Below are 16,556 nucleotides of genomic sequence, written 5' to 3'. Positions count from 1 at the left end.
CGATTTCTCCATTTATCCTGCTGCGAGTATAGGCAACCTGATAGCAAAAGGAGGTAAATCACGCACACCTTCGCTTATTCACGTCAGGCGCAGTGGCGCTGAATTAACGCGATGCTCTGTTCGATTTCGCGGCGGATATCGTCTTCGCTCCAGTTTGCCAATTCCGGCGCGAAGGGTTCGAACGCATACACGCCCTGATAGCCGCGCGCCTCCAGGTTTTTGACCTGCTCGCAGCTTTGCAGCTGGTCTTTTGCGGTCAGCATGATGCGCTCATTGTCGGTAAGGGCTTCGCGCGGGCGGGTATCCTCTACGCCGGAAAGATGGACCAGACCGATTTCGCCGATATCCACCTGGTTAAACTCCTGCTCCGCCTGCGGATAAAGATGATGATGGAAGGTATCTATCAGCAGCTTAAACGGCACCCGCGCGTCGTGGATCAGCGTTTGCGCCTGCGCCGAGGAGCGGAGCGAGCTCTGCGGGAAACCGAGCGGCTCCACCAGCCCCTGAATACCGTAGAAGGCGAATAGCGGCGCCAGGTCACGCAGGGCGTTAAGGGTTTCGCTCGCCGGAACCTCGGTACCATCGTTCAGCGGGCACAGCACCAGCGATTTGGCACCAACGGCTTTGGCTTCTTTCAGCAATGACTCCGTCAGGCTACGAACCTCTGCGGTGCGGCAGTTGAAGGGGTAGACCGCATTGATAGTGAGGATCTCAATATGGTAGCGGTCAGCCAGCTCTCGCACCTGCTGGTGGCTCAGGTCGTCGGTTACTTTTCCGCTGGGGAGGTCGTTACGTAGCTCGACTTTGTTCAACCCCAGGCTGTTCACCAGCCGGAAAAAGGCCTCAATGCTGAGTGACGGGGCGATCTTGCGGTTGATGCAGAAACGTTGCGATGCAATAGCCATTTTGACTCTCCAGAAATGTAGGGATCGGATTCGTTCGAATGCCTCATAGTCAAAACATTTATTCCAAAATTAGCAATGTATGAAATGGTGATTTTTTGAGCCGACTCGCAAAATATTTTTCTGCTGCATTTAAAAGAGCACGGGTTGCAGGTGGCGCTAAATCTCAACTCTTTTTATCGTGCTTTAGTCCGCAAGCCGGCAATTTCTTACACGAAATTGCGACCATCATCACCAAAATAGAATTTCACTAGTCATCAATATTGAAATATTAATTTCATTTTACTACGGTTACAGCACAGCAGATCCAGTAATGGGCCGTACTGCGTTGGCCCCCGATACCCCATACAGATGAGGCGAGAGCATGACTATCACAGGAAACTTTATTGGCGGGAAAACCGTTACCAGCGGCAGCAGCAAAACAATGCCGGTTTTCGACCCCGCGACGGGCAAAGTGGTCCGCGAAGTCACGCTATCGACCGCGCAGGAAGTCTCTGACGCCATTCAGGTGGCGCGTGATGCTTTTGAAAGCTGGTCGCGCACCACGCCGCTGCGCCGCGCCCGCGTGATGTTCAATTTTAAAATGTTACTGGAACAGCACGCTGAAGAGCTGGCGGGGATTATCGTCAGCGAGCACGGTAAAGTGTTTTCCGACGCGATGGGGGAGCTGACGCGCGGCATGGAAGTCGTTGAGTTTGCCTGCGGTATTCCGCACCTGATCAAAGGGGAGTTCTCATCGGATGTCGGCACCGGCGTTGATAGCTATTCTCTGATGCAGCCGCTGGGCGTGGTAGCGGGCATTACGCCGTTCAACTTCCCGGCGATGGTACCGATGTGGATGTTCCCGCTGGCGCTGGCCTGCGGCAACAGCTTTGTCCTGAAGCCGCCAGCGCTGGCGCCTACTGCCGCGGTGCGTCTGGCGGAATTGCTGAAAGAAGCGGGTCTGCCGGATGGCGTCTTTAACGTCGTGCACTGCAGCAACGAAGATGCCGAGCAGCTATACCGGGACCCGCGGATCGCGGCGGTAAGCTTTGTCGGATCTTCCGGCGTGGCGGAGCATATTTATAAAACCGCCAGCGCTTATGGCAAGCGGGTACAGGCGTTTGGCGCGGCGAAAAACCACGCGATTGTGATGCCGGATGCCGATCTTGATGCCACCGTGAATGCCATTATGGGCGGCGCGTTCGGCTCGGCGGGCGAGCGCTGCATGGCGCTGCCGGTGGTGGTTGCCGTGGGTGATGAAACGGCGGATAAACTGATTGCGCGCCTGAAGCCGCTGGTGGAATCCCTGAAGGTTGGGCCGGGCTGTATGCGCGGAAAAGAAGAGAACGAAATGGGGCCGGTCGTCTCCGATACCCATCAGAAAAAAGTGCTGGGATATATTGATAAAGGGGTCAGCGAGGGGGCGACGCTGGTGGTTGACGGACGCAAGCCGCAGGTGCCCGGGTTTGAAGAGGGATACTATGTCGGCGGAACGCTGTTCGACAACGTCACGCCGGAGATGACTATCTGGCGCGAAGAGATTTTTGGCCCGGTGCTGGGGATTGTTCGCGTGGCGGATTACCACAGCGCGCTGGAGCTGGTGAACAGCCATGAGTTCGGCAACGGTAGCGCCGTCTTTACCAGCAACGGCCACACCGCGCGTGAATTTGTCCATGATGTCCAGGCCGGAATGGTTGGGGTCAACGTACCGGTACCCGTTCCCATGGCCTTCCATAGCTTTGGCGGCTGGAAACGCTCCGTATTCGGCGCACTGAACGTCCATGGCCCGGACGGCGTGCGCTTCTATACGCGTATGAAAACCGCCACCGTCCGCTGGCCGCAGGGTCAGCAAACCGTATCTGAATTCAGTATGCCGACGTTAGGCTAATCGGCGAAGGAGAGCGCCATGTCTTTACTGGCTAAAGCAAAAAAAGAAGGGCAGATTCAGCACATCACCCCGCAGAGCGCGGGGTGGAAGTACATTGGTTTTGATGTCTGGATGTTAAAGAAAGGGCAAACCGTCACCCTGGAAAGCGGCGATCGCGAACTGTGCCTGGTGCTGGTTGCCGGCCTGGCTTCGGTAAAAACCACGCAGGCGGATTTCCCGAACCTCGGCCAGCGTATGTCGCCGTTTGAGCGGACGCCGCCTTGGTCAGTCTACGTGCCGCCGCAGGATAAAGTCGAAGTGACGGCAGATTCTGACCTCGAGCTGGCCGTATGCAGCGCCCCGGGTAAAGGAACCTTCCCTGCACGGGTTATCTCCCCGCAGGATGTGGGCGTAGAGCATCGCGGTAAAGGGCGTAACCAGCGGCTGGTGCACAATATTCTGCCGGATAGCGCGCAGGCGGACTGCCTGCTGGTGGTGGAGGTTTACACCGAGGAAGGGGCGACCAGCTCCTGGCCGTCGCACAAGCACGACACGGCGCTGCCGGGCCAGGAAACCCAGCTGGAAGAGACCTACTATCACCGTTTCGATCCGCCGCAGGGTTTTGCCTTCCAGCGCGTCTATACCGATGACCGCAGCCTTGATGCCTGCATGGCCCCCTACAACCACGATGTGGTCATGGTGCCGCGCGGCTACCATCCGGTGGCGGCGATTGCCGGATATGACAGCTACTATCTGAACGTGATGGCCGGCCCGGATCGCAAATGGATGTTTACCTGGGAAGAGGATCACGCGTGGATCAATAGCCCTGATTATCCCCGCCACGATTAGCATCGGTTGAGGATAAAAAGGCCGGTTAGCCATGCTAGCCGGCCTTTTTGATCCTGTTACCCGAATAAGATCGTCGTCGCAATTCTGCCATATCCCCGGCTCGCGCTGCGCTTAGCCGGGCTACGGTTTTACCGTCATCTGCGGACAAGTAGCCCGGATAAGACGTTTACGTCGCAATCCGGGAATAATGAAAAGCTTAAGCCAGCTGCACCCCCGGCTCGCGCTGCGCTTAGCCGGGCTACGGGTTTACCGTCGTCTGCGGACAAGTAGCCCGGATAAGACGTGTACATTGCCATCCGGGAGTCATGAAAAACTTAAGCCAGCTGCACCCCGGCTCGCGCTGCGCTTAGCCGTGCTACGGGTTTACCGTCATCTGCGGACAAGTAGCCCGGATAAGACGTTTACGTCGCATCCGGGAATAATGAAAAGCTTAAGCCAGCTGCTTCGTCTCTGCATCTTTGCTGCTGTTCAGCGCCAGCGAGACCGCCAGCGTCTGGGCCAGGCACAGCGAGGCCACCTGCGAGCGGAAACCATCAACCTGCGCCTCGCGCACCACAAAGCAGACATCGCTGAAGGCCGCCAGCGGGCTGACCTGGCTGTCGGTAATCGCTATCTGTCGTGCTTTACGCTGCGCGCCGAGCTCCACCAGTTCAACCACTTCCCGCGCATACGGAGAGAAGCTCACCGCCACCACGACATCTTTCGGCCCGACCAGGCTCAGCTGCTCGGTAAACATGCCGCCCAGACCGTCAATCAGGAACGCTTTACGGTCCAGATGGCGCAGGGCGTAGGTCAGATAGGAGGCGACGCTAAAGGAGCGGCGCAGGCCAATAACGTAGATATTCTCCGCTTCCGCCAGCAGCGCGACCGCGCGCTGCAGATCGTCGCCGGAGGTCTGCATCGCCAGCTGCTGCAGCGCCTGGGTATTGACCATGGTGAACATATTCAGGATTTCGGTCGGCGTTTCCGGCGGGGTTGCGTCATCCGTCGTGGTCTGGCGGAACAGACGCGCGCGCTCGGTATAGTTAGCCGTCTCTTCCATCAGATGCTGCTTGAACATCTGCTTCATTTCGTTGAAGCCGCTAAAACCAAAGGCGTTAGCGAAGCGGATTAGCGTGGAAGGGGGGACGTCAGCTTGTTGCGCGATAGAGGCCACGGTGTCGAAAGCCACGCTATTGCTGTTATCGAGAATATAGCGGGCTACCTGTTTCAGGCGTTTGCTTAACGTGTCGTAGCGACGCCTGATTTCATCCTGCAAGATGGTAAGTTGGGTCGGATTATTGGCCATAGATTGCGCTCTGAGAAAATGAAAGGAATATAATTTCCAGTGTATCAAATGAAGCGAATTTTTCATTTACTACGATGAAATACGCGATTCATTTCACGAAGATCCAGAAAAAAGCCCGCATCTTCTGAAGAGGATGCGGGCCTGGGCCGAATCAGCCGCGGGCTTCTCGCCAGTAGCCGATGAGCGTGAGGTAGTTGCGTTTCACTTCGTTAATCAGCGCCTCGTCGCTGAGCTCTCCCTGCATCCAGCGCCGTGAAGGCTGGCCAAAAATGGTGCGTCCTACGGCAAAACCTTTGATCATCGGATGCTTCGCCGCTTCGGCAAAACCGGCGCGCAGACGGTCCGAAGGGGCGTCCAGGCCGAGGATTAAGATCCCGCGGCACCAGCTATCTTCGCGTGCAATCAGTTTGCCAATCCTTTCCCATTCCGCGCTCGACAGCGGCGGCAGCTTCCACCAGTCCGGCTGGATGCCCAGTTGATAGAAGTGCTCCAGCATGTCGTGGTAGTGGCGTTCATCTTTATCCGGGCCGTTTTCCGGCAGGATGATTTCCAGCAGCAGCTCATGCCCGGACTTGTTGCACGCCTGCCAGACCTCCAGCAGCAGCGCATCCTGTTCGGCGCGCAGCTCGGCCGGATCGGCCGGATGATAGAAGACCAGGCATTTCACCACGTGCTCCAGCGGCCAGTCGATCAGCTGGGAACCGATGTTGCCGTGTTCCAGACGCAGCGGGCGAGAGCTCGGCATTTCAATCGGTCGACCAATCCACCAGCCCTTGCCGGTGATGGCATTGAGCGAGCGCTGGCCGTAGGTGCCATCGGCGAGGATGCCGCTGCGACCGTCAAGACCGGCTTCGTCTGCGGCGGCTTCCGCGGCTGCCAGCAGCAGCAGCTTCAGCTGCGGAATGCAGGATTCATCACGCCCGGTTTCCAGCGCCAGATCTGCCAGCTGTTTACGGTGGTCAAAGGCGAAAATGCACAGCTCCGGCCACGCCTGGCGGCGGCTGGTGACGCGATGGAGATGGTTGAGACGATCGTCGATATCCGGACGCGGCACCGATTCTGCCCGCGACAGATAGTCGTCAAGCTCGGCTTTGGTCGGCATTGCGGGCGCGCAGCCGTGGCGTGAAACCACCAGCGCGCCGCAGGCGTTAGCGTAGCGGCAGGCCTGCTCCCAACCTTCATCGTTAAGCCAGCCGCGCAGCAGGCCGGACATAAAGGCATCGCCCGCGCCCAGGACGTTAAGCACGTCTACGCGTACGCCCTGCTGCAGCGGCACGCTATCCCAGCTGTCGGGAATAGCGCCTTCCAGCACCACGCAGCCCATCGGACCGCGCTTGCAAACCAGCGTCGCTTTCGTGGCGTTACGCACGTTTTTCAGCGCGGTCAGGGTATCGGTGCTGCCGCCGGCAATATGAAACTCCTCTTCTGTCCCCACCACTAAATCGAACAGATGCAGGACTTCCTGCAGCTGGCTGGTCACCTGGCCGGATTCAATGAAACGCGTTTCACCGTCGCCTAAAGACGTTAACCCCCAAAGCACCGGACGATAGTCGATATCCAGCGCGGTACGCAGGCCGTGACGGCGGGCGTACTCCAGCGCCTTCAGCACCGCTTCGCGCGTGTTGGCGTGCGAAAGGTGGGTGCCGGTTACCGCCAGCGCCCGGGAAGAGGCGATGTACTCTTCCTTAATATCTTCTGGCGAAAGGGCCATGTCGGCGCAGTTATCGCGGTAAAAAATCAGCGGAAACGTCTCCTGATCTTTAATCCCCAGCATCACTAACGCCGTCAGGCGCTGCTTATCGGTGATCAGATATTCGGTATCGACGCCGGCGCGGCTCAGGGTTTCGCGTAGAAAACGACCATTATGCTCATCGCCCACGCGAGCGAGCATTGCCGATTTTAATCCCTGAATGGCGGTGCCGAAGGCGACGTTGCCGGAAGAGCCACCCAGGTATTTAGAAAAACTGGCGACATCTTCCAGCCTCGCGCCAATCTGCTGGGCATAGAGATCGACTGCCACCCGGCCAATACAGATGACGTCGAGTCGCTTTACTGCTGCATTCATAGCTAGGGTTTCCTTTTGCATTTCTGCTGTACGGAAGAGTCGGGATACCGACAGCGTCTCCGAAAACAGCCTGAGGGTTATTGGTTATCTCTAGTTTGAGAAATAAATATTTCATTTGCAAACTAGATCGAAATTAAAAAACCAAAAATGTGAGGGATATACCACTATGCCGCGCTGAGCCTCATTCTGCCTCGGATCCTGGGCTGCCGCTGAAAGTTGAACTGGAGCCCGTTTAGACGCGGTCTTTACCTATGATTTTTAAGGGGATATTAAGAGGTGGGCCGCGTAATTTGCGCGTTATCCCGTATACAGGATGCGAATGAAACGGGTGAAATGCATAGAGAGTTTGATCGCTCTCGCAAAATGAAATATTTCTTCTGTATTTCTATTTAATGAAAAAAATGTTTGCCTATAATCCAGAAGTATTCCAGTGACGTTAACGATTTCCCTGACTCATCGCTGTATCGCTGTGCAGGGCAAAACGCGAACCCACACGCAAATACTGAACAATAAGGATTGGGCAACATGGGCAAACTGAGACTGACAATGGCGCAGGCGCTGGTGAAGTTCCTGGATAACCAGTACCTGGAAGTCGATGGCGAAGAGCATAAGTTCGTCAAAGGCATCTTTGCTATCTTTGGCCACGGCAACGTGCTGGGAATGGGCCAGGCCCTTGAACAAGATAGCGGTGAAATGCGGGTCTATCAGGGGCGTAACGAGCAAGGGATGGCGCATGTCGCCACCGGTTTTGCCAGACAGTCCCTGCGTCGTCAGATTATTGCCTGCACCTCCTCCATTGGCCCCGGCGCGGCGAACATGATTACCGCTGCCGCCACCGCGACCGCCAACCGCATCCCGCTGCTGCTGCTGCCGGGGGATGTGTTTGCGACCCGCCAGCCTGACCCGGTGCTGCAGCAAATCGAACAGAGCCACGATCTCAGCATTACCACTAACGACGCGTTTCGCGCGGTGAGTAAATACTGGGATCGCATCACCCGTCCGGAACAGCTGATGAGCGCCTGCATCAACGCCATGCGCGTGTTGACCGACCCGGCGGAAACCGGTGCGGTCACGCTTTGTCTGCCGCAGGATGTCCAGGGTGAAGCCTGGGATTATCCGGAATCCTTCTTTACCCGCCGGGTACACCGCCTTGATCGCCGTCCGGCCAGCGCCGCGCAGCTGGCGGATGCCGTGGCGGCGATTAAAGCCAGCCGTAAGCCGCTGATCGTCTGCGGCGGCGGGGTGAAATACTCCGGCGCCGGCGAGGCGTTGACCCGTTTTGCCGAGCGCTACGGCGTGCCGTTTGCCGAAACCCAGGCGGGTAAAGGCAGCGTTGTCTCTTCGCATCCGTATAACGTGGGCGGCGTCGGCGAAACCGGCTGCCTGGCGGCGAACCTGCTGGCGAAAGAGGCGGATCTGGTCATCGGTCTCGGCACGCGTTTCAGCGATTTCACCACCTCGTCAAAATGGATTTTCCAGCACCCGGACGTGCGCTTCCTCAATATTAACGTCAGCAACTTCGACGCCTGGAAGCTGGATGGCATCCCGATGCTGGCGGATGCTCGCGAAGCCCTCACTGCCCTGGACGACGCCCTGTCCGGCGAATCCTGGCAGGCTGGCTGGGGCGAGCAGATTGAAAGCGTGCAGAGCCGCCAGCTGAAAGAGACCCAGCGCGTTTACCAGGCGGTGTGGCAGGAAACCGCTTTCGTCCCGGAAATCGACGACCATTTGGATCGGGAATCGGTGTATCGCGAATTTCGCCAGATAACCGACTCCACCCTGACGCAAAGCAGCGTCCTTGGCGTACTCAACGAAACGCTGCCGGCGGATGCGGTGATTGTAGCGGCGGCGGGGAGCCTGCCGGGAGACCTGCAGCGCGTCTGGCGCAATCGGGCCACCAATACCTATCACGTGGAATACGGCTACTCCTGCATGGGGTACGAAGTCAGCGCCGCGCTGGGCGTGAAGTTAGCCCAACCGCAAAGCGAGGTCTATTCGCTGGTCGGCGACGGCTCGTTCATGATGCTGCACTCCGAGCTGGTGACCTCCCTGCAGGAGCGCGCGAAGATCAACATCGTGCTACTCGACAACATGGCCAACGGCTGCATTAACAACCTGCAGATGGAGCACGGTATGGACAGCTTCGGCACCGAGTTCCGCTTCCGCTGCGCCGAATCGGGCCAGCTGCAGGGCGGCCTGGTGCCGGTAGATTTCGCCACCGTCGCTGCCGGCTACGGCTGCAAAACCTGGCGCGTCACGACGCTAGAAGAACTACGCCACGCGCTGGACGCCGCGCGCCGCGAAACCGTCAGCACCCTGATAGACATTAAAGTGCTGCCGAAAACCATGGTGCACAAATACGGCAGCTGGTGGAACGTCGGCGTCGCGCAGTCTGCGCTCTCCGAGCGGATCCGCAAGGTGGCGCAAATGATCAATGAAAAACGCGCTCAGGCGCGGGATTACTAAAACAGAACACAAACCCTGAACCCTACAAATCTCGGGAGAAAACCAACTATGTCACTCAAATTAGGTGTCATCGGTGCCGGCGCTATCGGTAAAGAGCATATCCGTCGCTGCACTCAGGTACTGCAGGGAGCCACGGTAGTGGCGGTTTCGGATATCAACGAAGAGAACGCCCGCGCCGCGGTTGCGCTGCCGGGCGTGCATGCCGAAGTGTACGCCGACGGTCATGACGTGATTAAGGCCAGCGACGTGGACGCTATTCTGGTCACCTCATGGGATCCCACCCACGAAGAGTACACCCTGGCCGCCATCGCCGCCGGGAAGCCGGTGTTCTGCGAGAAGCCGCTGGCGATGAGCGCGGAAGGCTGCCGCCGCATCGTTGATGCGGAAATGAAAGCCGGTCGCCGCCTGGTGCAGGTTGGATTTATGCGCCCTTACGACGAAGGCTATCTGGCGCTGAAAAAAGTGATCGATGACGGCGACATCGGCGCGCCGCTGATGCTGCGCTGCGCGCACCGCAACCAGTCGGTGGGCGAGGATTACATTACCAACATGGCGATCACCAACACCCTGATTCACGAACTGGACGTTCTGCGCTGGCTGCTGAATGACGACTATGTTTCCGTGCAGGTGCGCTTCCCACGCTCCACGTCCCACACCCACGCGCGCCTGAAAGACCCGCAGATCGTGTCGTTTGAAACCAAAAAAGGCACGTTGATCGACGTGGAAGTCTTCGTGAACTGCCAGTACGGCTACGACATCCAGTGTGAAGTGGTAGGGGAAACCGGGATTGCCCGCCTGCCTGAGCCGTCGGCTGTGCAAATGCGCAAAGCCGCTAACCTGTCGACCGCTATCCTGACCGACTGGAAGGATCGCTTTATCAAAGCGTATGACGTTGAACTACAAGCCTTTATCAATGATGTTCAGGCCGGCCAGCTGCACGGCCCATCGGCATGGGATGGCTACGCGGCGTCCGTTGCTGCCGACGCCTGTATCAAAGCCCAGGAAACCAGCGAGCCGGTTGAGGTGACGCTGCCTGAATGCCCGGCATTCTACAAACGCTAATCCCGCTTTGCTGACGGAACTTCTTTGCACAGGTAACGACGATGAAAATTGCTTTTGACGTTGATGTCATTAAAGACCTCGGGGTAACCCGAATGGTCCACCAGGTGGCGGAGTGGGGCTACAAGTACATTGAGCAATCGCCGCACCCGCAGATCAACCCGTTCTACAAGCACCCGCGCGCCAGCCGGGAAATTATGGCTGAGTACAAGCAGGCGCTGCGCGATACCGGCGTGGAGATCTCCTCGTTTATCTGCGTCTACCGCTGGTCCGGTCCGGATGAGCTGCGCCGTCAGGCGGCAGTGAAAAACTGGAAACGGCTGATCGAAATCGCGGTTGAAATGGGTGTTCAGGTGATCAACACCGAGTTCTCCGGCGATCCTAACCAGCCGGAGATTTGCGATGAGATGTTCTATCGCTCCATGGAAGAACTGCTGCCGATTTTTGAGCGCGAAGGCATCCGCGTTGAAATTCAGGCACATCCGTGGGACTTCTGCGAAGAGAACAACGAAACCGTCGATATCGTGAAGTCGTTCCGCAGCGATAACGTTAAGTACGTTTACAGCGTCCCGCATACCTTTTTCTATGACAAAGGCGTGGGCGACGTTGAGAAGATGCTGCGCTACGCGGGAAGCGATCTCTCCCATGTGCTGATCGCGGATACCCGCAACCATACAAAACACTGCCGCTATATCGTTAACCCGCCGGGCGTAGATGCCGTCGTTCACCAGCACGTGGGCGTCGGGGAAGGGGATGTTGATTTCGACGCGCTGTTCCGCACCCTGCGCGATATGAAATTTGCCGAGCAGACCTTCAAGGTCGGCGGTGAGCCTATCGTGGCCACCTCGCTGTTCGGCTACCCGGAAAAAATGAAATACCAGGCAGTGGAAACCCGTGAACTCATCGAACGTGAATTGCTGCGCCGGTAAGGCGCAGCGGCAGGAGCCCCCTACTATGAACAAAGATAACGTAAAACTGGCTATCGCCCCGATTGGCTGGACTAACGACGATATGCCGGAGCTGGGCAGCGAGAATACTTTCCAGCAAATCGTCAGCGAAATGGCGCTGGCGGGCTTTACCGGCAGCGAAGTCGGCAGCAAATATCCACGCGATCCGGCGGTTCTCAAGCCGATGCTGGATATCCGCGGCATTCAGATTTGCAACGCCTGGTTCAGCACCTTTTTTGCTAACGGCCAGCGGGAAAAGACTATTGATGAATTCGTTAACCACATGAATTTCCTGCATGCTATGGGCGCGAAAGTGATCGGCTGCTCTGAGCAGAGCGGCAGCATCCAGGGGCTGGAAAAGCCCATCCTGGAGAATGCGAAACCGTGCTTTAGCGAAGAAGAGTGGCAGCGGGTGGCGGAAGGCTATAACACCCTCGGTCGTCTGGCGGCGGAAAAGGGCATGCAGGTTTGTCTGCACCACCATATGGGCACCGGTATCCAGACGACGGCAGAGATCGACAAGTTTATGTCGCTGGTGGATGACAAAGTCTTCCTGCTCTACGACACCGGACACGCCTGGTATTCCGAAGGCGGCGAAGAGCCGATGCTGGCGATTCTGAAAAAATATCTGCCGCGCATTAACCACGTGCACCTGAAAGACGTGCGTCCGCCGGTGATCGAGCAGGTGCGTCGCGAAGGGCTCTCCTTCCTGGACGGCGTGAAGAAGGGGACCTTCACCGTGCCGGGCGACGGCGTCATTGATTTCCGTCCGGTGTTCAAGCTGCTGGACGAGCATGGTTATAAAGGCTGGATGGTGGTTGAGGCCGAGCAGGATCCGGCGCTGGCCAACCCATTCGAATACGCCGTAAAAGCGCGCAAATATATCCGCGAGACGGCAGGAATCTAATCGTTGTTTTATTTTCAGGCCATACGTCGTATGGCCTGCTTTTTTTACCCCATCACTCAGCAGTAGCTCAAGACGTAGAACGAAAACAACACGTCGGTGAGGCCTCGGCCTCTGCATTCAGACTAGAGCAAATCTTCCCTCAAACAAGGCGGGTTACTGGAGTCTATTATGTCTAAGGAACAATATCTTACACTCAATAAAGCGTCGGGACCGAATAGCGAGACCCCGACAACGCCCTTTGTAAAAGTTGTCGCCCTGATCGCGACGCTTGGCGGTTTACTTTTTGGCTATGATACCGGGGTGATTTCCGGTGCCTTACTCTTTATGGGCACCGAGCTTCATCTTACTCCCTTTACCACCGGTCTGGTCACCAGCTCGCTGCTATTCGGCGCCGCCTTTGGCGCGCTGCTTTCTGGCAATCTGGCGAATGCAGCGGGCAGAAAGAAAATTATTCTGTGGCTGGCGGTGCTTTTTGCCATCGGCGCGATAGGCACCTCTATGGCGCCGGACGTTAACTGGATGATTTTCTTTCGCCTTATTCTCGGCGTTGCGGTCGGCGGGGCGGCGGCCACCGTTCCGGTCTATATTGCCGAGATAGCTCCCGCGAATAAGCGCGGACAGCTGGTTACTTTGCAGGAGCTGATGATCGTATCCGGTCAACTGCTGGCCTATATTTCTAATGCCACGTTCCATGAAGTCTGGGGCGGGGAAAGCACCTGGCGCTGGATGCTGGCGGTGGCGACGCTACCCGCCGTGCTGCTCTGGTTTGGCATGATGTTTATGCCGGATTCACCGCGCTGGTACGCGATGAAAGGGTGCCTGGCGGAAGCCCGTCGCGTGCTTGAGCGCACCCGGCATAAAGATGATGTTGAGTGGGAGCTGCTGGAGATCACCGAAACGCTGGATGAGCAGCGCAATCTCGGTAAGCCCCGGTTCAGCGAGATTATGACCCCGTGGTTGTTCAAGCTGTTTATGATCGGTATTGGTATAGCGGTTATCCAACAGCTTACCGGTGTAAATACCATTATGTACTATGCCCCCACGGTACTGACCTCGGTTGGTATGACTGATAATGCCGCGCTGTTTGCCACTATTGCCAATGGCGTAGTCTCAGTATTGATGACATTCGTTGGCATCTGGATGCTTGGCAAAATTGGCCGTCGCCCGATGACCATGATTGGTCAGTTCGGCTGCACCGCCTGCCTGGTCTTTATCGGTGCGGTCAGTTATCTGCTGCCGGAGACGGTTAACGGCCAGCCTGATGCGCTGCGCGCCTATATGGTTCTGGCAGGGATGTTACTGTTTCTGAGCTTTCAGCAGGGGGCGCTATCGCCAGTGACCTGGCTGCTCATGTCGGAAATATTTCCAACTCGCCTGCGCGGTATTTTTATGGGAGGGGCGGTATTTTCAATGTGGATTGCCAACTTCCTGATCTCCCTGTTCTTCCCGATACTGCTGGCGTGGTTAGGGCTTTCAGGCACCTTCTTTATCTTCGCCGGTATTGGCGTATTCGGTGCGATATTCGTGATTAAATGCGTACCGGAAACCCGCCACCGTAGTCTTGAACAAATCGAGCACTATCTGCGGGATAAGCTGGACACCAGTGAAGAAGGGCAGGCCGCCAGGGCCCGGCGAATAGTGGCTGAATCGCAGGCAGATAAAGTGTAAGGCTGATTGCCAACGGTATCTGCAATGCTGGAGCGGTGCTCAGCGGTCTGCACGGACCGGGCTAACGAGCCGTATCGAACGATCCCCTCCCCTTGAAAAGGGGGAGGGGGCACACTGCTTCCGTACGGTATTGCAGAAGATACCTCAGCTATCTGCAGAGATAGTGAGGGAAAGGCCTACTTCACTTCCGCCAGCGCGGTCTTATCGACGTAGGGCTTCATCAGCGCATCGGCCTCCTTCTGTGCCGCCTGCACCGCGGCTTCCGGGGTGATTTTGGCATCGTTGACCACCGCGGCCAGCTGGTTTTCCATCGCTTTACGCACGGCAACGGTCTCCCAGGTGGAATACCACGGATGGGCATACTTCAGCTGTTCGAGGGCGATCGCCGCGCGCGGATCCTGCTGCAGATACGCCTTCATTTCCGGCGTATCGTAGGCGGCCTTACGCGGGGAGAAGTAGCCGGTAAAGCGGCTCCAGGCGCCGTTGACCTGCGGGCTCACCAGATACGTCAGGAACTGATACGCCGCTTTTTTCTGCGCGTCGTTGATGCCCTTGAAGCTCACCAGGCTGGCGCCGCCGATCGGTACCGCGCGCTGCTCTTTGGCCGGCAGCATCGCCACGCCCAGCTCAAAATCTTTGCTGTTCTCGCGCATAAAGCCCAGCGCGCCGGTGCTCAGCATCGCCATTCCGACTTTGCCGGAGAAGAAGCTAGCGCCGATCTGTTTCGAATTCAGCACGCCGGAAGGCATGACTTTGTCTTTATAGACCAGGTTCTGCCAGAAGCGCAGGGCGCCGATGGTGGTTGGCGTGTTGTAATAGACTTCGCCCGGATAGTCCTCGTTAAAGTATTTCCCGCCGTTGGCGCGCACCAGCGCCGAGAAGATCCAGCCGCCGTAATCATCGTTGGTCGACGGCAGCATGATCCCCCACTGGCCTTTGCTTTCGTCGGTCAGCTTTCTGGCGTCCGCCAGCAGCTCGGCCCAGGTTTGCGGCGGCTGTTTGATCCCGGCCCGATCGAACATCGTTTTGTTGTAGTAGAGGATCGGCGTCGAGTTATGGAACGGGATCGCATAGGTGGTGCCCATCACCTGGGCGTTTTTATGCATTGCGGGCCAGAACGCCTTCACCAGAAAATCCCCCGCTTTTTGATCGCCATACTGGAACAGCTCGTCCATCGGCAGGATCTCACCCTTCAGCGCCAGATCGGTGGTGAAGTTGGCGGACATAATCACCAGCGCGGGCGGCTGCCCGGCCTTCTGCGCCGATTCGGCTTTGATCTTGGTGGTGTCGTAGTTGCCGGTAAAGATCCCGCGCACTTCGACATCCTGCTGCGACTCGTTGAATTGCTTAATGACGCGGGTCATCTCCATGGTCAGCTTGCCGTCCACCGGCGCCGGAAACATGAAGTCGATCTTCTCTTTCGCCAGCGCCGCGCCGCTCAGGGCAAGGCTGAGCCCAACCGCGAGAGCGGTGAGAGGTTTAAACATGGTCTGTCTCCATCAGTAAATTATGCTGTTTCTCAGCATGAAAAAGATGCACATCGGCAGGTGAAAAGCCGAGGATCAGCGAATCGCCTTTCTCCGGCACCGCGCCGCGATGGCGACGACTAAAGCGTAAGGTGCCGATGGGGGTGCTGACGTGGAGCAAATAATCGGCTCCCATCAGTTCTCGTTGCAGCACGGTGGCGGGCAGGCGCAGATGGCTCTCCTCCACGCGGTCGCTGATATGTTCCGGGCGAATGCCTAACCACACCCGGGATTCTTCACGGTAGCGCGGCGGCAGCGGATAGCGCAGCTCACCCAGTAATACCTCACCATCAGCGCAGGGCAGTGAGAGCAGATTCATCGCCGGAGATCCGATAAACCCGGCGACAAACAGGTTGGCCGGGTTGGCGTACAGATACTCCGGTCGCCCGACCTGCTGTACGTGGCCGCCGTTCATCACCACGATGCGGTCGGCCATCGACATCGCTTCCGTCTGGTCATGGGTGACGTAGACGGTGCTGGTTCTGAGCTGCTGGTGGAGATCCATAATGCTGTCGCGCACTTCGCTACGCAGGCGGGCGTCGAGGTTGGAGAGCGGCTCATCCATCAGGAACAGGCGCGGATTGCGCACAATCGCCCGCGCCATCGCTACGCGCTGCCGCTGGCCGCCGGAGAGCTTCGCCGGTTTGCGATCGAGCAGGGTATCCAGCTGCAGCATCTGCGCGACTTTATCCACCCGCGGCTGCCAGCTGGTCTTCTCCTCTTTGCGCACCTTCATGCCGAAGGTGATGTTGTCGCGCACCGACAGGTGCGGAAACAGCGCATAGTTCTGGAAGATCATCGCGAAATTACGCTCTCTGGGCGACATCTCGGTGATGTTCTCATCGTGCAGCCAGATCTCCCCCTCGCTGACCGGCTCCAGCCCGGCGAGCAGGCGCAGCAGGGTGCTTTTACCGCAGCCGGACGGGCCCACCAGCACCACGAATTCCCCTTCGCGAATATCCAGCGACAGGGCGCTGAGGGCCGGTTTACCGTCAAACTGTTTACTGATGTTTTGCAGACTAAGCATGGC

The 16,556-nt window shown here is 57.6% G+C and carries 12 protein-coding genes; 7 read left to right on the top strand and 5 right to left on the bottom strand.

Annotated features, from left to right (window positions below; all coding sequences use genetic code 11):
- Nucleotides 1-83 precede the first annotated feature (83 nt).
- Nucleotides 84-905: a TIM barrel protein gene (locus tag JLG71_RS24775; RefSeq protein ID WP_032747679.1), complete on the bottom strand. Its 822-nt coding sequence runs from the start codon at nucleotides 903-905 to the stop codon at nucleotides 84-86.
- Between the two features lie 361 nt (nucleotides 906-1,266).
- Here JLG71_RS24775 and JLG71_RS24770 point away from each other — a divergent pair, with 361 nt between their 5' ends.
- Complete coding sequence (locus JLG71_RS24770) at nucleotides 1,267-2,772, top strand: CoA-acylating methylmalonate-semialdehyde dehydrogenase (protein WP_046878196.1); 1,506 nt, start codon at nucleotides 1,267-1,269, stop codon at nucleotides 2,770-2,772.
- A gap of 18 nt (nucleotides 2,773-2,790) precedes the next feature.
- On the top strand, nucleotides 2,791-3,600 hold the full coding sequence (gene iolB / locus JLG71_RS24765) for a 5-deoxy-glucuronate isomerase (RefSeq protein WP_025107465.1): 810 nt from the start codon (nucleotides 2,791-2,793) through the stop codon (nucleotides 3,598-3,600).
- A 430-nt stretch (nucleotides 3,601-4,030) separates the two neighbouring features.
- Here the strand turns inward: iolB and JLG71_RS24760 are convergent, their stop codons facing one another.
- Both JLG71_RS24760 and JLG71_RS24755 read right to left on the bottom strand, forming a co-directional pair.
- The gene (locus JLG71_RS24760; protein ID WP_004098142.1) at nucleotides 4,031-4,888 is read right to left on the bottom strand and encodes a MurR/RpiR family transcriptional regulator; all 858 of its coding nucleotides are present in this window, start codon (nucleotides 4,886-4,888) and stop codon (nucleotides 4,031-4,033) included.
- Between the two features lie 151 nt (nucleotides 4,889-5,039).
- Nucleotides 5,040-6,953 (bottom strand): bifunctional 5-dehydro-2-deoxygluconokinase/5-dehydro-2-deoxyphosphogluconate aldolase, encoded by a 1,914-nt coding sequence (locus tag JLG71_RS24755; protein ID WP_014227681.1) that lies wholly within the window; start codon nucleotides 6,951-6,953, stop codon nucleotides 5,040-5,042.
- A gap of 525 nt (nucleotides 6,954-7,478) precedes the next feature.
- Here JLG71_RS24755 and iolD point away from each other — a divergent pair.
- The 5 genes from iolD (at nucleotide 7,479) to JLG71_RS24730 (ending at nucleotide 14,000) form a co-directional block, all read left to right on the top strand.
- The gene (gene iolD, locus JLG71_RS24750) at nucleotides 7,479-9,419 is read left to right on the top strand and encodes a 3D-(3,5/4)-trihydroxycyclohexane-1,2-dione acylhydrolase (decyclizing) (protein ID WP_048261958.1); all 1,941 of its coding nucleotides are present in this window, start codon (nucleotides 7,479-7,481) and stop codon (nucleotides 9,417-9,419) included.
- A 48-nt stretch (nucleotides 9,420-9,467) separates the two neighbouring features.
- Nucleotides 9,468-10,481, top strand: a complete 1,014-nt coding sequence (locus JLG71_RS24745; RefSeq protein WP_004098145.1) for a Gfo/Idh/MocA family protein — start codon at nucleotides 9,468-9,470, stop codon at nucleotides 10,479-10,481.
- 41 nt (nucleotides 10,482-10,522) lie between these two features.
- The gene (locus JLG71_RS24740) at nucleotides 10,523-11,407 is read left to right on the top strand and encodes a sugar phosphate isomerase/epimerase family protein (RefSeq protein ID WP_048261956.1); all 885 of its coding nucleotides are present in this window, start codon (nucleotides 10,523-10,525) and stop codon (nucleotides 11,405-11,407) included.
- Between the two features lie 25 nt (nucleotides 11,408-11,432).
- Nucleotides 11,433-12,332 carry a myo-inosose-2 dehydratase gene (gene iolE / locus JLG71_RS24735; protein ID WP_004098147.1) on the top strand — a complete coding sequence of 300 codons (900 nt, stop codon included), beginning with the start codon at nucleotides 11,433-11,435 and terminating at the stop codon, nucleotides 12,330-12,332.
- 168 nt (nucleotides 12,333-12,500) lie between these two features.
- Nucleotides 12,501-14,000, top strand: coding sequence for a sugar porter family MFS transporter (locus tag JLG71_RS24730; protein WP_116279971.1), 1,500 nt, complete (start codon nucleotides 12,501-12,503; stop codon nucleotides 13,998-14,000).
- A gap of 176 nt (nucleotides 14,001-14,176) precedes the next feature.
- Here the strand turns inward: JLG71_RS24730 and JLG71_RS24725 are convergent, their stop codons facing one another.
- Both JLG71_RS24725 and JLG71_RS24720 read right to left on the bottom strand, forming a co-directional pair.
- The gene (locus tag JLG71_RS24725; RefSeq protein WP_032747685.1) at nucleotides 14,177-15,487 is read right to left on the bottom strand and encodes an ABC transporter substrate-binding protein; all 1,311 of its coding nucleotides are present in this window, start codon (nucleotides 15,485-15,487) and stop codon (nucleotides 14,177-14,179) included.
- Complete coding sequence (locus JLG71_RS24720) at nucleotides 15,480-16,553, bottom strand: ABC transporter ATP-binding protein (RefSeq protein WP_014227685.1); 1,074 nt, start codon at nucleotides 16,551-16,553, stop codon at nucleotides 15,480-15,482. Before JLG71_RS24720 ends, JLG71_RS24725 begins: the two co-directional genes overlap by 8 nt.
- Between the last annotated feature and the right edge of the window lie 3 nt (nucleotides 16,554-16,556).

It is taken from the genome of Klebsiella michiganensis (assembly GCF_015139575.1).
GTDB lineage: Bacteria > Pseudomonadota > Gammaproteobacteria > Enterobacterales > Enterobacteriaceae > Klebsiella > Klebsiella michiganensis.
Note: the sequence above shows the minus strand (reverse complement) of the source record. Positions and strands in the feature narration are given on the sequence as shown.

What these genes read in the sequence shown, in the direction of transcription:
- JLG71_RS24730 (WP_116279971.1), top strand. Translation starts at nt 12,501, where the DNA reads ATGTCTAAGGAACAATATCTTACACTCAATAAAGCGTCGGGACCGAAT.
- JLG71_RS24770 (WP_046878196.1), top strand. Translation starts at nt 1,267, where the DNA reads ATGACTATCACAGGAAACTTTATTGGCGGGAAAACCGTTACCAGCGGC.
- JLG71_RS24740 (WP_048261956.1), top strand. Translation starts at nt 10,523, where the DNA reads ATGAAAATTGCTTTTGACGTTGATGTCATTAAAGACCTCGGGGTAACC.
- iolE (WP_004098147.1), top strand. Translation starts at nt 11,433, where the DNA reads ATGAACAAAGATAACGTAAAACTGGCTATCGCCCCGATTGGCTGGACT.
- iolB (WP_025107465.1), top strand. Translation starts at nt 2,791, where the DNA reads ATGTCTTTACTGGCTAAAGCAAAAAAAGAAGGGCAGATTCAGCACATC.
- iolD (WP_048261958.1), top strand. Translation starts at nt 7,479, where the DNA reads ATGGGCAAACTGAGACTGACAATGGCGCAGGCGCTGGTGAAGTTCCTG.
- JLG71_RS24725 (WP_032747685.1), bottom strand. Translation starts at nt 15,487, where the DNA reads ATGTTTAAACCTCTCACCGCTCTCGCGGTTGGGCTCAGCCTTGCCCTG.
- JLG71_RS24760 (WP_004098142.1), bottom strand. Translation starts at nt 4,888, where the DNA reads ATGGCCAATAATCCGACCCAACTTACCATCTTGCAGGATGAAATCAGG.
- JLG71_RS24775 (WP_032747679.1), bottom strand. Translation starts at nt 905, where the DNA reads ATGGCTATTGCATCGCAACGTTTCTGCATCAACCGCAAGATCGCCCCG.
- JLG71_RS24720 (WP_014227685.1), bottom strand. Translation starts at nt 16,553, where the DNA reads ATGCTTAGTCTGCAAAACATCAGTAAACAGTTTGACGGTAAACCGGCC.
- JLG71_RS24755 (WP_014227681.1), bottom strand. Translation starts at nt 6,953, where the DNA reads ATGAATGCAGCAGTAAAGCGACTCGACGTCATCTGTATTGGCCGGGTG.
- JLG71_RS24745 (WP_004098145.1), top strand. Translation starts at nt 9,468, where the DNA reads ATGTCACTCAAATTAGGTGTCATCGGTGCCGGCGCTATCGGTAAAGAG.